The sequence below is a fragment of the Pseudomonas sp. KB_15 genome (assembly GCF_052114525.1).
GTDB lineage: Bacteria > Pseudomonadota > Gammaproteobacteria > Pseudomonadales > Pseudomonadaceae > Aquipseudomonas.
In genome coordinates, this window is sequence record NZ_JBFREX010000053.1 from 1 (window position 1) to 17,760 (window position 17,760).

A 17,760-nucleotide genomic window follows, 5' to 3' on the forward strand; every position below is an offset into this window, starting at 1 on the left:
CCCGCTCCCACATCAGGATTTCAGGGTAAACCTGAATTCCGGATAACAAAAAGCCCCGCCACTCGAAAGAGGGCGGGGCTTTTTATTACATCGAGATTAATGGCGTAGAACTTACTCGTCTTCGCCCATCTGCGATTGCAGGTAGTTTTCGATACCGATTTTATCGATCAGGCCCAACTGGGTTTCCAGCCAGTCGATATGTTCTTCTTCGGACTCGAGGATGTCTTCAAGCAGTTCACGACTACCGAAGTCGCCAACGGTTTCGCAATGAGCGATAGCCACTTTGAGATCTGCGTGACCAATGCGTTCGATACGCAGGTCGCACTCAAGCATTTCCTTGGTGTGTTCGCCGATGTGCAGCTTGCCCAGGTCCTGGACGTTCGGCAGGCCTTCAAGGAACAGGATCCGCTTGATCAGCTTGTCCGCATGCTTCATCTCGTCGATGGATTCGTGGTACTCGTGCTTGCCGAGCTTGTTCAGGCCCCAATCTTCATACATGCGTGCATGCAGGAAGTATTGATTGATCGCGACCAGCTCATTGGCGAGGATCTTGTTGAGATGCTGGATGACTGTAACGTCGCCTTTCATGATGGGGTCCTGCCCTTTATTAGCTGTCAATAGAGCAGAGTTTGAGCCGCGTATTTAAGAGTGTCAAACCTAAGTTATTGAAACTTAAATGAAAATTAATCGGAATAAGAATGTTTGTGTTCCGCGTCTAGAGCATAACTAGTTGATTTTGAGGCATAAAAAAACCGGACATATGTCCGGTTCTTTGAAATTCGATATTCAAGCCGCTGTAAATTCTGCTGGAAAAGGAATTGCAGCCTGGGCCGTTTGCAGTTTTGTCAGGGTCTCGCGGACCACTTCCTTGGCGAGGCAGGCACATTTGCCGCATTGACTTGCAACGCCGGTGGCCACACGGACTTCCTTGTAGCTGCAGCATCCTTCATAGATCGCATCGCGGATTTGACCGTCGGTGACGCCAGTGCAGAGGCAAACATACATAAGGAAGGACCGTCGCTGATTGTGACTCAATTGCGATGGATCTTAATGTTAACGAGAATGATTGTCAAAGTGCTTTCAGAGCACTTTTCCTCATAAGGGTGTGCGCCTGACGAACGGTCTGGCGCACAAAGTCAGTGAAGAAAGCCGAGTGTCGATTTTACCGTCCCGGGAAAAAACAGCTAAGACAGCTCAAACACGCGGTGTATGATGGCCAGTCTTTTGCGACCGGGGATCGTGTCACAGGGCTGTCGCCTCAGGGTGGCAGGCTGGTGCGAACCCTGTTTCTCACGCTATTACACCAGGAGATATCCAATGAGCGTACTCGTAGGCAAACAAGCCCCTGACTTCACCGTACCGGCCGTACTCGGCAATGGCGAGATCGTTGACAGCTTCACCCTGTCTTCGGCGATCAAAGGCAAATACGGCCTGGTGTTCTTCTACCCACTGGACTTCACCTTCGTTTGCCCGTCCGAGCTGATCGCTCTGGACAACCGCATGTCCGAGTTCAAGGCGCGCAACGTTGAAGTGGTCGCTGTGTCGATCGACTCGCACTTCACCCACAACGCATGGCGTAACACCCCGGTCAACAATGGCGGTATCGGCGAAGTCCGCTACACCATGGCTGCCGACATCAAGCAGGAAATCATGAAGGCCTACGACGTTCAGTCCGCTGACGGCGTGGCTTTCCGTGGCGCGTTCCTGATCGACGACAAAGGCGTTGTCCGCTCGCAGATCATCAACGACCTGCCGCTGGGCCGTAACATGGAAGAGCTGTTGCGTCTGGTCGACGCTCTGCAATTCCACGAAGAGCACGGCGAAGTCTGCCCTGCCAACTGGAAGAAAGGCGACAAAGGCATGAACGCTTCGCCAGAAGGCGTTGCGGCTTACCTGACCGAGCACGCTGCCGCTCTGTAAGGCGCACGCTCCAGCTACAAAAAAACCGGCCATCGAGGCCGGTTTTTTTATGGGCGGGAATAAATCTGCGACTGAAATCCCTGTAGGAGCGAGCTTGCTCGCGATGGACTCAAGAACACCGCGGGGAACCAGAACGCCCGCGTTATCGTTAACGACCATCGCGAGCAAGCTCGCTCCCACATTGATTCGTGAGTGCAATCAATCGTTGAAGTCTTCCCAGCCACCCATTTGTTTCCAGCGATTGACGATGCCGCAAAACAGCTCCGCGGTCTTTTCGGTGTCGTAGCGGGCCGAGTGAGCCTCACGACCGTCGAAGTCGATGTCCGCTGCCTGGCACGCCTTGGCCAGCACGGTCTGGCCGTAGGCGAGACCCGCGAGCGTGGCGGTATCGAAACTGGAGAACGGATGGAACGGATTGCGCTTCATGTCCAGGCGCGCAACCGCTGCATTCAGGAAGCCCAGGTCGAAACTGCTGTTATGCCCGACCAGGATCGCCCGTTTGCAGCCATTGGCCTTGAGGGCCTTGCGCACGCCGCGGAAGATATCGTTCAGGGCAGACTCTTCACTCACGGCCATGCGCAGCGGGTGATCGAGCTTGATCCCGGTGAACTCCAGGGCGGCTGCTTCGATGTTCGCGCCTTCGAAAGGTTCGACGCGGAAGAAGTAAGTGTGATCCGGGTAAACAAAACCCTTTTCATCCATGGCGATGGTGGTCGCGGCGATTTCCAGCAGGGCGTCGGTGGCCGAGTTGAAGCCACCGGTTTCTACGTCGACGACAACCGGCAGGTAACCACGGAACCTGGCGGCCATTGGATGACGAGGGCCGCCTCCGCCGCCATTGCCTTCCAGTTCGTCGTCGAAATGGTCTTCACTCACGCGTGTTCCTCCAGCAGGCGCCAGCGCAGTTTTTCACCGGCGCGCAGCGGGATAACGGTCAGCTCGCCAAACGGCAGGCTGGTCGGGGCGGTCCATTCTTCGCGGACCAGGGTGATGCGATCGGTGTTGGCCGGCAGACCATAGAACCGAGGGCCGTAGAGGCTGGCGAAGGCTTCGAGCTTGTCCAGCGCATTGCGCTGTTCGAAGGCTTCGGCATACATCTCGATGGCAGCAAAGGCGGTGTAGCAACCGGCGCAACCGCAGGCCGCCTCCTTGGCGTGCTGGGCGTGGGGCGCCGAGTCGGTGCCGAGGAAAAACTTCTCGCTGCCGCTGGTGGCGGCGTCGAGCAGGGCTTCCTGGTGCGTATTGCGCTTGAGGATCGGCAGGCAATAGAAGTGCGGCCGAATCCCGCCCACCAGCATGTGGTTGCGGTTGTACAGCAGGTGGTGAGCCGTGATGGTCGCGCCTACGTTGGCCGAAGCCGAGTTGACGAACTGCACGGCGTCCGCGGTGGTGATGTGTTCGAAAACCACTTTGAGGGTCGGGAAACGTTCGACCACACGGCGCATGTGCTCATCGATGAAGATTTTTTCGCGGTCGAACACGTCGACATCGCCACGGGTGACCTCACCGTGAACCAACAACGGCATCCCGACTTCGGCCATGGCCTCGAGTGCTGGGAAGATCTTGTCGATGCTGGTGACGCCAGAGTCCGAGTTGGTGGTCGCGCCGGCCGGGTACAGCTTGGCGGCGTGAATGAATCCGCTGGCCTTGGCCTCGCGAATTTCTTCAGGCTGGGTGCGGTCGGTCAGGTACAGGACCATCAGCGGCTCGAACGAGCTGCCAGCCGGGCGGGCAGCGAGAATCCGCTGGCGATAGCCGTCGGCTTCGGCCGCGGTGCGCACCGGTGGAACCAGGTTGGGCATGATGATGGCGCGGCCAAAGGTGCGCGCGACATCCGCGACGGTATTGGCCAACACGGCACCATCGCGAAGATGAATATGCCAGTCGTCGGGACGCAGCAGGGTCAGGCGGTCGGACATGAGGGGATTCCAGGCGGGTCAAACTCAAGGGAATGCTACCGGAAAAGACTCTTGCAGGCACTCGCTATCAAGTTTTGCAGGAAGCATCCGATATCCAACAGGTATGCCGTAAACATCTGTGTGTCGGTCTTTTTGTTGTAGAAGCCAGTGGAGCCTCCCGTGCGCCAGCGTTATTTAGCCTTGCTCAGTGTGTTTGCCAGCCTCCCGGCAATGGCGCTCACTTTCCAGACCCGTCTGGAGAACATTGAGTGGACGGTCGAAGGAGACAAGTTCGAATGCCGTCTGACGCAACCGATCACCGACTTCGGTACCGGCGAGTTCGTGCGTCGTGCCGGCGAGCAGGCTATTTTTCGTCTGAAAACCTACAACCCGATGATCGGCGGCGGTTCGGTGACCTTGCTGGCCGCTGCGGCACCGTGGCAACCGGGGCGTGACGATATCAATCTGGGCACGGTGAGAATCGGCAGCGGCAACGTGTTGTTCAACAGTTCACAGGTTCAGGCCGGACGCCTGATCAACGGTCTGATGGACGGTCGCAGCCCGGTGGTTCGCCATTCCTCGGGGGATGGCCGGGTCTCGGAAGTGCGTTTGTTGCCGGTCAGGTTCAACAAGGCCTTTGCCGATTACCAAGGTTGCGTGGCCAAATTGTTGCCGCAGAATTTCGAGCAGGTGAAGCAATCCGAAATCGGCTTCCCGGGCGGCGGAATCGAACTCGACAGCGCCGCGAAGGCCAGGCTGCAGGTGATGCTGGAGTACATGAAGGCCGATCCGACGGTCAATCACATCGAACTCGACGGTCACTCCGACAACAGCGGCAACCGCCTGACCAACCGCGACCTGTCGCGGCGCCGAGCCCTGGCAGTGATGGAGTTCTTCAAGGCCAACGGCATCCAGGAGTCGCAAATCACCGTGCGTTTCCATGGCGAACGTTATCCGTTGGCGCCTAATACCAGCAACGCCAACCGCGCGAAGAACCGTCGGGTAGCGGTACGTCTGGAGCGCGGAGCACCTACGGAACAAGTCGCCCCGCAGGCGACGAAAGCGGCCACTTCGGCAACTTCCTGACTCTTCGGTCGTCGTCGCGCTCTCGACAGATTCTGTCGCTTTGTCGTCATAAGCTGTCGCGCCACTGTAAATTATCCTGCATGAGCGGTAGACTTCACGGCTTTCCGTAGAACCCCGTGGAGTGATGGCATGGCGGACGTAAACAAGGTCGTTCTGGCATATTCCGGCGGCCTGGACACTTCGGTGATCCTCAAGTGGCTGCAGGATACTTATAACTGTGAAGTGGTGACCTTCACCGCTGACCTGGGTCAGGGCGAAGAGGTCGAACCTGCACGCGCCAAGGCTCAGGCCATGGGCGTCAAAGAGATCTACATCGACGACTTGCGCGAAGAGTTCGTGCGCGATTTCGTTTTCCCGATGTTCCGCGCCAACACCGTTTACGAAGGCGAGTACCTGCTGGGTACTTCCATCGCTCGTCCGTTGATCGCCAAGCGCCTGATCGAAATCGCCAACGAAACTGGCGCTGACGCCATTTCCCATGGCGCCACCGGCAAGGGTAACGACCAGGTTCGTTTCGAACTCGGTGCGTACGCCTTGAAGCCAGGTGTGAAAGTGATCGCTCCGTGGCGCGAGTGGGACCTGCTGTCCCGTGAAAAGCTGATGGACTACGCCGATAAGCACGCGATCCCGATCGAGCGCCACGGCAAGAAGAAGTCCCCGTACTCCATGGATGCCAACCTGCTGCACATCTCCTATGAAGGCGGCGTGCTGGAAGACACCTGGACCGAGCACGAAGAAGACATGTGGCGCTGGACCGTTTCCCCGGAAAACGCTCCAGACAAGCCGCAGTACCTGGAACTGACCTACCGCAACGGCGACATCGTCGCGCTGGACGGCGTCGAAATGACTCCGGCCACCGTGCTGGCGACCCTGAACCGTATCGGTGGTGAGCACGGTATCGGCCGTCTCGACATCGTCGAGAACCGCTATGTGGGCATGAAGTCCCGTGGCTGCTACGAAACCCCTGGCGGCACCATCATGCTGCGCGCCCACCGTGCGATCGAATCGATCACCCTGGACCGCGAAGTGGCTCACCTCAAAGACGAGCTGATGCCCAAGTACGCCAGCCTGATCTACACCGGCTACTGGTGGAGCCCTGAGCGTCTGATGCTGCAACAGATGATCGATGCGTCCCAGGTCAACGTAAACGGCGTTGTGCGCCTGAAGCTGTACAAGGGCAATGTGATCGTTACTGGCCGCAAGTCCGACGACTCGCTGTTCGACGCCAACATCGCTACCTTCGAAGAAGATGGCGGCGCGTACAACCAGGCGGATGCAGCGGGCTTCATCAAGCTCAATGCCCTGCGCATGCGCATTGCGGCGAACAAAGGCCGGAAGCTGTTCTGAGACCTTTGAACTCGTGATGGGTGCCTGACCTCGTCCTCGACGAGGTCAGGCACCTGAAAGCGGGGTGTGACGCCAGTTACTACGTTGTCGGGTGTTTTCGTTTCCGCTGACGATTTTCTGTTTTTCTCCTTCCAATAGTCCGTCCTGTACTACGCGTTGTCGTTGGCCGGTTGTCCGGCTTGATCAACGACCGACAACCTGTGCGAGTCCAGATTGTAGGCAGCATAAAAGGCGGCACAGCGCTTCCTGGTCTGCTTTGAGTATTTAAGCGCACAGGCTTTCAGAAAAGTCTCCGAAACGGCACAAGTGACAAACAGAATCACATACGCCGTCTTTTCCCGTGGCTTGCGGGTATTTTCCAGCAGCGCGCCAAACTCGACCTCCTTGCTCATCCATCGTGCATCAACGATGTACAGGTCTTTTACAAGTTCCGGTAACTGAAGCTGATGCTGAACAAAGACGGTGGTTTGCAGACCAATCTCTGTTGGTGGGTCCTGTGCGCCGCAGGGCGTCCGGGCTGTCTGCCGGTCATTCGTTGAGGTTTCCAGAGCGGAATTCCCAGGCGGCTTCCCGGACGCTTTTTTTTCCGGCCTCCCAGCATCATCCATGACCTTCATGAAGTGTTTTCCCTTTTCAAAGTCGGACGGCGCATAAAGTGATTTGTAGTTGAAGTTGAGTGTCGCGAAAAAAAGCAAAAGTAAGTAAAACGGAAAGCTGATCAGAAACCAGACATAGAGCTCTCTTTCCTCTTGGTCAAGGAAGGGGAGAGAAACGGCTGCCGAAGTTTCAGAGAGTGCTGCGAATATCGCGATAATTGTCATCGGGTTGGTAATTTGTTTTCTTATCATGTTCTGTACTCATGCTGGATTGTCTTTTCTCGAATGATTATGAAGTTGGTTTGATGTGGCGATTATTGTAGTGATTTTTATTGTTTTCTGGTTTTGACAGGTGTTTTTGTTTGTTTGGTTGCTGTTCGATTTTTTTGGATGTCGGGTGTGTTTTAATGATTGCTCAAAAAAAATTATTTGCTGTAAGAGTAATTGGATGCTTGGTGTGTGATATTTCTTGTGTGAATGTTGAGTGCGTAAATGTCAGTTACATTTTAACGGAGGACTGGAGGCTTATATTTTTCAGGGCGCGACGGTTCAGGCAGGCTCTCGGAAAATTTTGGTCGTAAATCGATAGAGGCGACTGCTGGAAAGTGCGACACACTGACGCTGATACAGTTTTCAACTCATTCCGCTCGAGGGTTTCTTGTAGGAGAAATCCGTGTTGTTTGTAGGGGATGTCTCTTGGTGCAGGTGGCTGGAAGGGGCGACATGCCATGGGTGAAACGACTAGGCTATTGTGCGGGCTCTAAAAATTCGAACAGCGAAAATTGGACTTGCCCATGAATAAAGTGCTGATCGTGGATGATCACCCCGTCATTCGTCTTGCGGTACGTATGCTGATGGAACGTCATGGCTACGAAGTTATTGCAGAAACCGATAATGGTGTGGATGCACTGCAACTGGCCCGTGAACTTATGCCGGATATTGTCATTCTGGATATCGGGATTCCGAAACTGGACGGGTTGGAAGTCATCGCGCGTTTGTCGTCGACCTCAATGCCGATGAAAGTGCTGATTTTGACTTCCCAGGCGCCGGGGCATTTTTCCATGCGTTGCATGCAATCCGGTGCGGCCGGTTATGTCTGCAAGCAACAAGACCTGACGGAGTTGCTCAGTGCTATAAAGGCCGTGTTGTCAGGCTACAGTTACTTTCCCAATCAAGCCTTGCATACCGTGCGTTGCAGTCTGGGGAATGCAAGTGAGGCCGATATGGTTGATCGATTGTCGGGGCGGGAAATGATGGTTCTGCAACAGTTGGCTAAAGGGAAGACCAACAAAGAGATTGCCGATGGAATGTTTCTCAGTAATAAAACCGTCAGTACCTACAAGACCCGTCTGTTGCTCAAACTGAATGCGCGGTCTCTGGTCGATCTGATCGAACTGGCACAACGCAATGGTCTGGTGTAATGAGGTAACTGCGCGACAAGGAGCGCCTGCCAGGGCAGCCACCATAAAAAAAGCCTCCGTTTCGGGAGGCTTTCAGGTGTCATAAGTCAAAATCGTAATCGGCCAATTGCTTTTGCAGTCGGCGCTCCTCCAGCAGATTGTCGATGGTGCGGCGTTTGCTCAGATTAGTTTTCGCTACTTCAACCACCGGCTCAGCGTCATCGGTTTCGGCGGTGGTGAAGTCGTCTTCTACGTCCAATTGCTCTTTGCCAGTACTCATTTAATTACTCCAGGCTTAAGAAGGCCTTTGGCGCTCCTTATATCGACAATCTCCCGGCGGGTAAAAAAGTTTTTTTCAATCGATAATTCAAAAAACCCAAGAGCGCCTCAATCGTCGGAGGTTTTGTGCTTGTATTCGCACAAGTCCTCGATCCGGCAGCTTCCGCATCGTGGCTTGCGAGCCAGGCAAACATAGCGGCCGTGAAGGATCAGCCAGTGATGGGAGTCGAGCAGGTACTCCTTGGGCACGAATTTCATCAGCTTTTTCTCGACTTCCACCACATTCTTGCCGGGAGCAATGCCGGTCCGGTTGCTGACCCGGAAAATATGCGTGTCGACGGCCATGGTCAGCTGACGAAATGCGGTATTGAGTACCACATTGGCGGTTTTGCGGCCGACACCGGGCAGCGCCTCCAGCTCTTCGCGGGTTTGTGGCACTTCACCGGCGTGGTGCTCGACCAGCAAGCGGCAGGTTTCGATCACGTTTTTCGCTTTGCTGTTGTACAGACCGATGGTCTTGATGTACTCCGACAGTCCTTCGATACCCAGGGCATGGATCGCTGCCGGGGTATTGGCAACCGGGAACAGTTTGGCTGTGGCCTTGTTGACGCCGACATCGGTCGACTGCGCCGAGAGAATCACGGCAATCAGCAATTCGAACGCAGAGGAATAGGCCAACTCGGTCTTTGGTTCCGGGTTGTCCTCGTGCAGTCTGCGGAATATTTCCAGACGTTTTGCGGCATTCATGGGCGGTGCGTTTCCTCGAAGGCAATCAATGTGTGGGCGTGGGGCGCCAGGCCTGCCAGGCGGCGATCAGCAATCCGAGCAGAATAAACCCGCCAGGGACCAATGTGGCCAGGCGCAGACCGCCATCGGCCATCAGCACCCAGCCTTGCCAGTCAGCTTGCGTTGTGCCGGTCAGCCACGACAGGTGGCTTGCGAGTGTCCCGTTGCCGATAAGTTCGCGCAGCAGGCCCAGCGCGATCATCAGCGTGGCAAACAGGCCATTGAGTCGCAGGCGTTGGTGCCAGCCGTTCTGAAAGAACCCGGTGTGTTCCAGAACGACGCATTGCAAGGCGATCAAGGCGCCATAAAACCCCAGATGCTGCTGCCATTGCAGCGACCAGGCTTGTGCCATGAGTTCCGCGCAACTGGTGAGCGTGGCCGCCAACAGGATGCTGGCCAGCAAGCGGGTCGCCGGGACCAGTCGGGATCGCAGGGCGCCCATGGCCAGACTGAACAACTGGGTCACCACCATGAACATCAGGCACAGGCCAAGTGCGGCTGCCAGTGAGTGGGTGGCGCCAATCAGCGGCGTCAGCATCAAGGCGTTGCGCAGAGTCGATGAGTTATCCATGGGCAGGGTTTCCGAGCAGTTGTTGCCGGTGTTCATCAAAGTAGCGCAAGGCATCGTGGACGGCATTGATCACCGCTCTTGAGGTGATGGTCGCGCCTGCGATCTGATCGAACTGCCCCTGATCTTTTTTCAGCGCCCAGCCGCTGTCGTTGGGATCTGTTCGAGATTTGCCGGAAAAAATCTGAAGCCAGGCATTGGGCCAGTCGGCGATCCGTGCTCCCAGTCCTGGTGTTTCCGACTGTTTGAGGGTTTTGACGCCCAGCAACCGGCCATTGGCGTCGACAGCGATCAACAGGTCGATGGCACCGGCGTAGCCAAGGGTTTGACTGCGCAGCAATACCGCGACGGGTTGATCGGCCCGGGTCGCCAGATAACCACCGAGCAAGGTGCTGTTGGTCAGGGCGGTTGCATCGATCCTGATGGGGTGTTCGAGCGGTTGATTGTCGTAGCTGTCTGGCGGGATCAGGTCCAGCAGATTACGGCTGTCGATCAGGCGCTGTTCGGCTGCAATGCGCGGCGCGCTGCCGAGCTGCACGAAGTACGTCATGCCGAAGCCCAGTGCGGCCAAAAGCACCAGAAGCGCGATGCTTGATGTCCGGCTCATGGCGCCTCCGGCTGTTGTCTGGCCGCCACGAAGCGCTCCAATGTCGGCACGCACAGGTTCATCAACAGCACGGCGAAGGCGATGCCGTCCGGATAGCCGCCCAAGGTACGAATCAGATAAGTCAGAAGCCCGACGCCGACGCCGAACAGCAATTTCGCGCCTGGGCTTCTGGCGCCGGACACCGGTTCGGTGATGATGAAGAACGCCCCCAGCATGGTCGCGCCGCTAAGCAAGTGAAAAAGCGGCGAGCCATGGGAGTCGGAGCCCGACCCGTTCCAGCACAGCAGGCTGATAATGAACAGGCTGGCCAGCATGCCGACCGGTGCATGCCAGCTGATCACCCTTCGTTGCAGGAGAAGCATTCCGCCAGCCAGAAACGCCAGGCTCACCCATTCCACCCCCCGGCCGCCGAAGTGGCCGAATGCCGGGTTGCCGGCAAACAGTTCATCCATGGTCAGGCTTTTGTTGATCCGCAGACTGTCCAGTGCCGTGGCCTGCACCCAGGCATCCGGCGCATGGCCGACCCCGAACACTTGCTGCAGGCCACTCAGCAGGTCCATGCCATGGGACGATGGCCAATGGGTCATGGGTTGGGGAAAGGTCACCAGCACCAAGGCAAATCCGAGCATCGCCGGGTTGAAGGGATTCGTGCCGACGCCGCCATACAGGTGCTTGCCGAAAATCATCGCAAAAGCGGCTGCACTGAGGGTCAGCCACCATGGGCAGTAAGGCGGCAGCGCCAGAGCCAGCAACGTGGCACTGACCAATGCGCTACCGTCACTCAGGGTCGGCCTCAGCGGTCGCTTGCGCCAATGCACGACGGCGGCCTCGACGGCCAGCGCAGCAGCGGCTGCAAGAACCAGATTGATCAACACGCCCCAGCCATACAGCCAGAACGCCGCCAGCATTCCCGGCAGCGTGGCCAGCAGCACCAGTTTCATCGCCTGTTGCAGGCGAACATCAACCGCTTCAAGGGCCGGCATGGGCGTCCACCTGGCGTTCGGCTTCGCCGAGTGCGCGCTCCAGGGCTTCGATGTGTTCCGCCGGTGCTTCGTTGGCCTGTGCCTTCTTGAGTTCGGCGCGGCGCATGGCCAACTGGATCTTGGCCCGTTTCAGATCGGCATCATTTGACGACACGGCTTCGACCGTCGGTGCAGGAACGGGTGGGGCGGCGCTTTCCAGTTGCACTAGGTGTTGTTCGGCGGCTTCGAACTGTTGTTGCAGGACGATCAACTGCGATTGCTGTTCGAAGGTTGGCGGATGTCCGAAGGCCTTCAGCGATTTGTGCAGCTGTGCCCGGCTCATCGCCACATCGATCTTGGCCTTTTTCAGCGCAGCATCGGCATTGGCAGTTTTCTGGGCGCGGACACGCTCGAGTGCGGCCTGCACCGGATCGACTGCCGCTTCTGCAGGTTGCGCGGCTCGCTGTCGAGCCTGGCGCTCGGCGATTTTCTGTTGCTCCTCACGCTGCAAGCGGGCATTGCGCTGTTCGAAACGGCGCCGTGCGTGATCGCGCTTGAGGGTGCGGGCCTGCCGTGCCTGCGGTGTGAGGGCCAGGCCCCCGACAACGGGCAGTACCGTGTCCGGCAGCAACGGGCGCATTTCGATGCAGTCCACCGGGCACGGTGCCACGCAGAGATCGCAACCGGTGCACTCATCGATGATCACCGTGTGCATCAGTTTGGCTGCACCGACAATTGCATCGACCGGACAGGCCTGAATGCACTTGGTGCAACCAATACACTCGGCTTCGCGGATATAGGCGATCTGTGCAGGTGCCGAGCCGCGAGTGATGTCCAGCTCCGGCACCGGCACCTTCAGCAACTCAGCCAGGGCCGCGATGGTTTCGTTGCCGCCGGGCGGGCACTTGTTGATCGGCTCGCCGTTGGCGATGCCTTCGGCGTACGGCTTGCACCCGGGGTGGCCGCACTTGCCGCATTGGGTTTGCGGCAAGAGTGCGTCGATGAGTTGAATCAGACTCATGTTTTGATCAGTCCGCTGAATCCGAGAAAGGCCACTGCGATCAGGCCGGCACCGATCAGGTCGATCGGCAAGCCGCGAAAGGGCAGGGGAACATCGCTGTCGGCCGTGCGTTCACGCAAATCCGTGAACAGGCTCAACACCAGCCAGAAGCCCAGCCCTGCACCGAGGCTCAAGGCTGTGGCGTGAAAGAAGCCCTTGTCCTCCTGAGCGTTGAGCAAGGCCACGCCGAGCACGCCTGCGTTGCCCAGCAGCAATGGCCAGAGGCCTTCGAACGACAGTGTCGAAAACACCCGCGCCAGTAGCTTCAGCAACGGGTCGATCAGCAGCACGCTCAATGGCAGAAACAAAAACAGGCGCAGCGGCGTCAATTGCAGCGGCAACAGCAACCAGTGATAGAGCGCGTAGCCGAGCATGCCCACGACCAGCATCAGGCATGTCGTCGCAATGCCCAAGGCATGGACCTGACGGCGCTGGCCAGCCAACAGCGGATCGACGGCCAACGGCCAGTGCAACACGATGTTGTTGATCAGGGCGGCGCTGATAAGCGTAAGCAGGATTTCGGTCATTGATCGTGCCGGCAGTTTTGTAGGAGCGAGCTTGCTCCGGGCGGCGTTCCGACGATGGACTCAAGAGCGCCGCGTTCAACCTGTGGGCACGCGTTATCGTTAACGACCATCGCAAGCGAGCTCGCTCCTACAGGAGATGTTCTAAAAAGAGTAGGCATTATCCGGCAAGGCGGGAGGGGGGGCCAGACATGAAAATCCCACAGCCGCGCCAGGCACGACTGTGGGATCGGTTTGCCGCGGGAAATTACTTGATCCGCTGACCCGGCTTGGCGCCGCTGTCAGGGCTGAGCAAGTAGATTTCTTCACCGCCAGGGCCGGCCGCCATCACCATGCCTTCGGAGATGCCGAACTTCATTTTCCGTGGCTTGAGGTTGGCGATCATCATGGTCAGGCGACCATCGAGCTTGGACGGGTCCGGGTAGGCGCTCTTGATCCCTGAGAACACGTTGCGTTGCTCGTCACCGATGTCCAGGGTCAGGCGCAGCAGCTTGTCGGCGCCTTCCACGTGTTCGGCCTTGACGATCAGCGCGACGCGCAAATCGACTGCGGCAAAGGTGTCGAACTCGATTTCCGGCGACAGCGGATCCTTGGCCAGTTCGCCGTTGCCGACAGGTGCGGTTTCGCCGGTGTCGGTCTGGCTGGCGGTCAGGTCTTCTTTCGAAGCGTCGGTCATGGCTTGTACCTTGACCGGGTCGATACGGGTCATCAGCGGCTTGAACTCGTTCAACTGATGGTTGCTGAGCAAGGTCGCGTGGTCGTTCCAGGTCAGCGGCGCAACGTTGAGGAACGCCTCGGCGTCGGCGGCCAGCAACGGCAGCACTGGCTTGAGGAAGATCACCAGCTGGCGGAACAGGTTGACGCCGGTGGCGCAGATGGCCTGGACTTCATCCTGTTTGCCTTCCTGTTTGTTCAACGACCACGGCGCCTTGTCGGCGATCCAGGCGTTGGCGCGGTCGGCCAGGCCCATGATCTCGCGCATGGCGCGGGCGAAGTCACGGGCTTCGTAGGCATCGGCGATACCTGGCGCGGCGGCCAGGAAGGCTTCGGTCAGCTCAGGCGCGGCGTTGGTGTCGACCATCACAYCGGCATTGCCCTTGTTGATGAAGCCGGCGCAACGGCTGGCGATATTGACGACCTTGCCGACCAGGTCGGAGTTGACCTTCTGCACGAAGTCTTCGAGGTTCAGATCGAGGTCGTCGACGCCACGGCCCAGCTTGGCCGCGTAGTAATAGCGCAGGTATTCCGGCGACAGGTGGTCCAGGTAAGTCCGGGCCTTGATGAAGGTGCCACGGGACTTGGACATTTTCTGGCCGTTGACGGTCAGGTAGCCGTGTACGTTGATCCCGGTTGGCTTGCGGTAGCCGGCGCCTTCGAGCATGGCTGGCCAGAACAGGGCGTGGAAATTGACGATGTCCTTGCCGATGAAGTGGTACAGCTCGGCGGTGGAGTCCTTGCCCCAGAACGCGTCGAAGTCCAGCTCCGGCGTGCGGTTGCACAGGTTCTTGAAGCTCGCCATGTAGCCGATCGGCGCATCCAGCCACACGTAGAAGTACTTGCCCGGCTCGTCGGGAATCTCGAAGCCGAAATACGGCGCATCACGGGAGATGTCCCACTGTTGCAGGCCAGCATCCAGCCATTCGGCGATCTTGTTGGCCACTGCATCCTGCAGGGTGCCGCTGCGGGTCCAGGTTTGCAGCATTTGCTGGAAGTCTGGCAGCTTGAAGAAGAAGTGCTGGGAATCCTTGAGCACCGGGGTGGCGCCGGAGATCGCCGACTTCGGATCCTTCAGGTCGGTCGGTGCGTAGGTCGCGCCGCATTTTTCGCAGTTATCGCCGTACTGGTCTTCGGTGCCGCACTTCGGGCAGGTGCCCTTGATGAAGCGGTCGGCCAGGAACATTTTCTTTTCCGGGTCGAAATACTGGGTGATCGAGCGCGTGGCAATGTGCCCGGCGTCACGCAGCTTCAAGTAGATCTGGCTCGACAGCTCACGGTTTTCTTCGGCGTGAGTGGAGTGGAAGTTGTCGAAGTCCACCAGGAAGTCGGCAAAGTCGGCGCTGTGTTCAGCCTGGACGTTGGCGATCAGTTGTTCCGGGGTGATGCCTTCCTTTTCCGCGCGCAGCATGATCGCCGAACCGTGGGCGTCGTCGGCGCAGACATAGATGCATTGATTGCCGCGGTGCTTCTGGAAGCGCACCCACATATCGGTCTGGATGTATTCCAGCATATGGCCGAGGTGAATCGAACCATTGGCATAGGGCAGGGCGCTGGTGACGAGGATCTTGCGTGGCTCGGACATGGGGCTCGGCTACTTGATGAAACGGAGGTCGGCCACTATAAAGCGCCGGCGCATATTTTTCACCCCCGCGACCCGTATCCACGGTCCTCGTAGCAGCTGGCGAAGCCTGCGTTCGACTGCGCAGCAGTCGTCAATCCGGACAACCCGGATTACCTGAAACACCGTGGCGCCTGGTTTTACGACTGCTGCGCAGCCGAACGCAGGCTTCGCCAGCTGCTACGGGGCGTCTTGCCACAGGACATTTGTGACATTCTGAAAGCATGCCGCCCAGGCTTTAGAACAGGTACGATACCCGTCATCTTTTCCAGTCCTGTTTTCGGAGTTGCCCATGAGCGCCGTCAATCGCGCAGCGGTGGAAGCCGTCCTTCGCCAATACACCGACCCTTACCTGAACCAGGACCCGGTCAGCGCCGGGTGCGTGCGCAACATCGACATCCAGGGTGACCGCGTCAGCGTTCAGCTCGAATTGGGTTACGCCGCCGGCCTGTTCAAGAGTGGCTGGGCGCAAATGCTGGAAATGGCCATTCAGGGGTTGGATGGCGTGACTGGTGCCCGGGTCGAGATCACCAGTGTGATCGCCGCACACAAGGCCCAGGCGCAGATTCCGGGGCTGGCCAACGTCAAGAATGTGGTGGCCGTGGCGTCCGGCAAGGGCGGTGTGGGCAAATCCACCACGGCCGCCAACCTGGCCCTGGCCCTGGCCCGCGAAGGCGCCAAGGTCGGGATCCTCGATGCGGATATCTACGGCCCGAGCCAGGGCATCATGTTCGGTATCCCGGAGCGCACCCGTCCCGAGGTCAAGGACCGGAAGTGGTTCGTACCACTCAAGTCCCATGGTGTTGAAGTGATGTCGATGGCCTTCCTGACCGACGACAACACGCCGATGGTCTGGCGCGGGCCGATGGTTTCCGGCGCCTTGCTGCAACTGGTGACCCAAACCGCGTGGGGCGACCTGGACTACCTGGTCATCGACATGCCGCCAGGCACCGGCGACATCCAGCTGACCCTGGCGCAGAAAGTGCCGGTGGCCGGTGCGGTCATCGTCACGACCCCGCAGGACCTGGCATTGCTGGACGCGCGCAAGGGCGTGGAAATGTTCCGCAAGGTCAACATTCCGGTGCTGGGCGTGGTGGAAAACATGGCCGTGCACATCTGCTCCAACTGCGGACATGCCGAGCATCTGTTCGGTGAAGGCGGGGGCGTGAAACTGGCCAACCAGTATGGCGTCGAGCTGTTGGCCTCGTTGCCGCTGTCGATGGTCATCCGCGAACAGGCCGATGGCGGCAAGCCAACGGTGATCGCCGAGCCTGACAGCCAGATTGCGATGGTTTACCAGGAACTGGCCCGCCATGTCGGTGCGCGGATCGTGTTGCAGGAAGCGTTGACGCCGGCTATGCCGAACATCAGCATCAGCGACGATTAAGACCTGTAGCAGCTGCCGAGGCACGAGGCTGCGTTGCGTGTCCGCAGGACCGCCTCCGGGGCTGCTGCGCAGCCCGACGCAGCCTCGTGCCTCGGCAGCTGCTACAAGGGTTTTGTGTTGGGCTTAGAGGCGCAACCCGCCATCCATTTCCAGAATCCGGCCGGTGTAGTAGTCGTTCTCGAAGATGTAAGCCGCCGAATGGGCGATCTCATCCGGCTTGCCCATGCGCTTGAGCGGAATCCCGGAGGTCATCTTCTCCAGCGCTTCAGGCTTCATGCCCAGGGTCATTTCGGTTTCGATGAAGCCCGGTGCAATGCCGGCGACACGAATGCCGTAGCGCGCCAGTTCCCTGGCCCAGGTCACGGTCGCCGCCGCGACGCCGGCCTTGGCGGCGGAGTAGTTGGTCTGACCGACGTTGCCGGCGCGGGAAATCGACGAGATATTGATGATCGCGCCGGTGTTTTTCAGCTCGACCATTTTCGCCGCGACTTCACGGGTGCACAGGAACACGCCGGTCAGGTTGACGTCGATGACCGCCTGCCACTGGGCCAGGCTCATCTTGGTCATTTCGCCATCCTTGACCTTGAGCAGCAGACCGTCGCGCAGGATCCCGGCATTGTTGATCAAGCCATGGATCGCACCGAAGTCTTCAGCGACCTGGGCAACCATGTGGATCACTTGCTCTTCGTTGGCCACGTTGCACAGGTAGGCGCGGGCCTCGACGCCTTGGGCCTTGCAGGCGGCGACGGCGTCATCGAGCTTTTCCTGGTTCAGGTCGACCAGGGCGAGTTTCGCGCCCTTGCCGGCGAGATACTCGGCCATGGAACGGCCTAAACCCTGGCAACCGCCAGTGATAATGATTACTTTGTCAGTGAGTTGCATTCGCATGTCCCCGGCAGCAGGTCTGAGTGGTTTCCTTGTAGAGAGCCTCTCGATCTGCGCCTGACGTGGTCCGGCTGCACATGAGAACTGCCCCCGATGGTGTGCTGGAACTTTCACCAGCAG

General features: G+C 58.4%; 19 protein-coding genes. 5 read left to right on the plus strand and 14 right to left on the minus strand.

What is annotated here, in order from left to right; genetic code table 11:
* Positions 1-111 precede the first annotated feature (111 nt).
* Positions 112-588 (minus strand): bacterioferritin, encoded by a 477-nt coding sequence (bfr, locus tag AB4Z35_RS26520; RefSeq protein ID WP_007997488.1) that lies wholly within the window; start codon positions 586-588, stop codon positions 112-114.
* 198 nt (positions 589-786) lie between these two features.
* On the minus strand, positions 787-1,005 hold the full coding sequence (locus AB4Z35_RS26525) for a bacterioferritin-associated ferredoxin (RefSeq protein WP_008053520.1): 219 nt from the start codon (positions 1,003-1,005) through the stop codon (positions 787-789).
* A 312-nt stretch (positions 1,006-1,317) separates the two neighbouring features.
* Here AB4Z35_RS26525 and AB4Z35_RS26530 point away from each other — a divergent pair, with 312 nt between their 5' ends.
* On the plus strand, positions 1,318-1,920 hold the full coding sequence (locus AB4Z35_RS26530) for a peroxiredoxin (RefSeq protein WP_007971324.1): 603 nt from the start codon (positions 1,318-1,320) through the stop codon (positions 1,918-1,920).
* Between the two features lie 198 nt (positions 1,921-2,118).
* Here AB4Z35_RS26530 and rnt read toward each other — a convergent pair whose 3' ends face one another.
* Both rnt and pyrC read right to left on the minus strand, forming a co-directional pair.
* Complete coding sequence (gene rnt / locus AB4Z35_RS26535) at positions 2,119-2,796, minus strand: ribonuclease T (RefSeq protein WP_007997489.1); 678 nt, start codon at positions 2,794-2,796, stop codon at positions 2,119-2,121.
* Entirely contained in the window at positions 2,793-3,839 is a 1,047-nt protein-coding gene (gene pyrC, locus AB4Z35_RS26540; protein WP_442100346.1) for a dihydroorotase, read from the minus strand. Before pyrC ends, rnt begins: the two co-directional genes overlap by 4 nt.
* Before the next feature lie 159 nt (positions 3,840-3,998).
* Between pyrC and AB4Z35_RS26545 the strand changes: the two genes are divergently transcribed.
* Together AB4Z35_RS26545 and AB4Z35_RS26550 are read left to right on the plus strand one after the other, a co-directional pair.
* Positions 3,999-4,904, plus strand: a complete 906-nt coding sequence (locus AB4Z35_RS26545; protein ID WP_442100348.1) for a flagellar protein MotY — start codon at positions 3,999-4,001, stop codon at positions 4,902-4,904.
* A 129-nt stretch (positions 4,905-5,033) separates the two neighbouring features.
* Positions 5,034-6,251: an argininosuccinate synthase gene (locus AB4Z35_RS26550; protein ID WP_007985864.1), complete on the plus strand. Its 1,218-nt coding sequence runs from the start codon at positions 5,034-5,036 to the stop codon at positions 6,249-6,251.
* Between the two features lie 149 nt (positions 6,252-6,400).
* Here the strand turns inward: AB4Z35_RS26550 and AB4Z35_RS26555 are convergent, their stop codons facing one another.
* Positions 6,401-7,099, minus strand: coding sequence for a hypothetical protein (locus AB4Z35_RS26555; protein WP_442100349.1), 699 nt, complete (start codon positions 7,097-7,099; stop codon positions 6,401-6,403).
* A 542-nt stretch (positions 7,100-7,641) separates the two neighbouring features.
* On the opposite strand from AB4Z35_RS26555, the gene AB4Z35_RS26560 reads away from it, so the two are divergent.
* Complete coding sequence (locus AB4Z35_RS26560) at positions 7,642-8,268, plus strand: response regulator transcription factor (protein WP_007997493.1); 627 nt, start codon at positions 7,642-7,644, stop codon at positions 8,266-8,268.
* A gap of 79 nt (positions 8,269-8,347) precedes the next feature.
* Here AB4Z35_RS26560 and AB4Z35_RS26565 read toward each other — a convergent pair whose 3' ends face one another.
* The 8 genes from AB4Z35_RS26565 to metG all read right to left on the minus strand — a co-directional run bounded on the left by AB4Z35_RS26565 (position 8,348) and on the right by metG (position 15,332).
* Positions 8,348-8,527 (minus strand): PA3496 family putative envelope integrity protein, encoded by a 180-nt coding sequence (locus AB4Z35_RS26565; protein ID WP_007972325.1) that lies wholly within the window; start codon positions 8,525-8,527, stop codon positions 8,348-8,350.
* A 107-nt stretch (positions 8,528-8,634) separates the two neighbouring features.
* A complete protein-coding gene (gene nth / locus AB4Z35_RS26570) occupies positions 8,635-9,273 on the minus strand; it encodes an endonuclease III (RefSeq protein ID WP_442100351.1) in 639 nt (212 codons plus the stop codon).
* 25 nt (positions 9,274-9,298) lie between these two features.
* Complete coding sequence (locus AB4Z35_RS26575) at positions 9,299-9,883, minus strand: Rnf-Nqr domain containing protein (RefSeq protein ID WP_442100352.1); 585 nt, start codon at positions 9,881-9,883, stop codon at positions 9,299-9,301.
* Entirely contained in the window at positions 9,876-10,487 is a 612-nt protein-coding gene (locus tag AB4Z35_RS26580; protein ID WP_442100354.1) for an RnfABCDGE type electron transport complex subunit G, read from the minus strand. The genes AB4Z35_RS26575 and AB4Z35_RS26580 overlap by 8 nt, the downstream gene beginning before the upstream one ends.
* Entirely contained in the window at positions 10,484-11,470 is a 987-nt protein-coding gene (locus AB4Z35_RS26585; protein WP_442100356.1) for an RnfABCDGE type electron transport complex subunit D, read from the minus strand. Before AB4Z35_RS26585 ends, AB4Z35_RS26580 begins: the two co-directional genes overlap by 4 nt.
* Positions 11,457-12,470 carry an electron transport complex subunit RsxB gene (gene rsxB, locus AB4Z35_RS26590; RefSeq protein ID WP_442100358.1) on the minus strand — a complete coding sequence of 338 codons (1,014 nt, stop codon included), beginning with the start codon at positions 12,468-12,470 and terminating at the stop codon, positions 11,457-11,459. Before rsxB ends, AB4Z35_RS26585 begins: the two co-directional genes overlap by 14 nt.
* The gene (locus tag AB4Z35_RS26595; RefSeq protein ID WP_442100360.1) at positions 12,467-13,036 is read right to left on the minus strand and encodes an Rnf-Nqr domain containing protein; all 570 of its coding nucleotides are present in this window, start codon (positions 13,034-13,036) and stop codon (positions 12,467-12,469) included. The genes rsxB and AB4Z35_RS26595 overlap by 4 nt, the downstream gene beginning before the upstream one ends.
* 244 nt (positions 13,037-13,280) lie before the next feature.
* Positions 13,281-15,332, minus strand: a complete 2,052-nt coding sequence (gene metG / locus AB4Z35_RS26600; RefSeq protein WP_442100362.1) for a methionine--tRNA ligase — start codon at positions 15,330-15,332, stop codon at positions 13,281-13,283.
* 328 nt (positions 15,333-15,660) lie between these two features.
* Here metG and apbC point away from each other — a divergent pair, with 328 nt between their 5' ends.
* Complete coding sequence (gene apbC, locus AB4Z35_RS26605) at positions 15,661-16,755, plus strand: iron-sulfur cluster carrier protein ApbC (RefSeq protein ID WP_442100364.1); 1,095 nt, start codon at positions 15,661-15,663, stop codon at positions 16,753-16,755.
* 123 nt (positions 16,756-16,878) lie between these two features.
* On the opposite strand, the gene AB4Z35_RS26610 is transcribed toward apbC, so the two are convergent.
* The gene (locus tag AB4Z35_RS26610; RefSeq protein ID WP_442100365.1) at positions 16,879-17,637 is read right to left on the minus strand and encodes an SDR family oxidoreductase; all 759 of its coding nucleotides are present in this window, start codon (positions 17,635-17,637) and stop codon (positions 16,879-16,881) included.
* Between the last annotated feature and the right edge of the window lie 123 nt (positions 17,638-17,760).

Coding starts and splice junctions, on each gene's coding strand:
- bfr (WP_007997488.1), bottom strand. CDS start 588: ATGAAAGGCGACGTTACAGTCATCCAGCATCTCAACAAGATCCTCGCC.
- AB4Z35_RS26525 (WP_008053520.1), bottom strand. CDS start 1,005: ATGTATGTTTGCCTCTGCACTGGCGTCACCGACGGTCAAATCCGCGAT.
- AB4Z35_RS26530 (WP_007971324.1), top strand. CDS start 1,318: ATGAGCGTACTCGTAGGCAAACAAGCCCCTGACTTCACCGTACCGGCC.
- pyrC (WP_442100346.1), bottom strand. CDS start 3,839: ATGTCCGACCGCCTGACCCTGCTGCGTCCCGACGACTGGCATATTCAT.
- AB4Z35_RS26550 (WP_007985864.1), top strand. CDS start 5,034: ATGGCGGACGTAAACAAGGTCGTTCTGGCATATTCCGGCGGCCTGGAC.
- AB4Z35_RS26555 (WP_442100349.1), bottom strand. CDS start 7,099: ATGATAAGAAAACAAATTACCAACCCGATGACAATTATCGCGATATTC.
- AB4Z35_RS26560 (WP_007997493.1), top strand. CDS start 7,642: ATGAATAAAGTGCTGATCGTGGATGATCACCCCGTCATTCGTCTTGCG.
- AB4Z35_RS26565 (WP_007972325.1), bottom strand. CDS start 8,527: ATGAGTACTGGCAAAGAGCAATTGGACGTAGAAGACGACTTCACCACC.
- nth (WP_442100351.1), bottom strand. CDS start 9,273: ATGAATGCCGCAAAACGTCTGGAAATATTCCGCAGACTGCACGAGGAC.
- AB4Z35_RS26575 (WP_442100352.1), bottom strand. CDS start 9,883: ATGGATAACTCATCGACTCTGCGCAACGCCTTGATGCTGACGCCGCTG.
- AB4Z35_RS26580 (WP_442100354.1), bottom strand. CDS start 10,487: ATGAGCCGGACATCAAGCATCGCGCTTCTGGTGCTTTTGGCCGCACTG.
- AB4Z35_RS26585 (WP_442100356.1), bottom strand. CDS start 11,470: ATGCCGGCCCTTGAAGCGGTTGATGTTCGCCTGCAACAGGCGATGAAA.
- rsxB (WP_442100358.1), bottom strand. CDS start 12,470: ATGAGTCTGATTCAACTCATCGACGCACTCTTGCCGCAAACCCAATGC.
- AB4Z35_RS26595 (WP_442100360.1), bottom strand. CDS start 13,036: ATGACCGAAATCCTGCTTACGCTTATCAGCGCCGCCCTGATCAACAAC.
- apbC (WP_442100364.1), top strand. CDS start 15,661: ATGAGCGCCGTCAATCGCGCAGCGGTGGAAGCCGTCCTTCGCCAATAC.
- AB4Z35_RS26610 (WP_442100365.1), bottom strand. CDS start 17,637: ATGCAACTCACTGACAAAGTAATCATTATCACTGGCGGTTGCCAGGGT.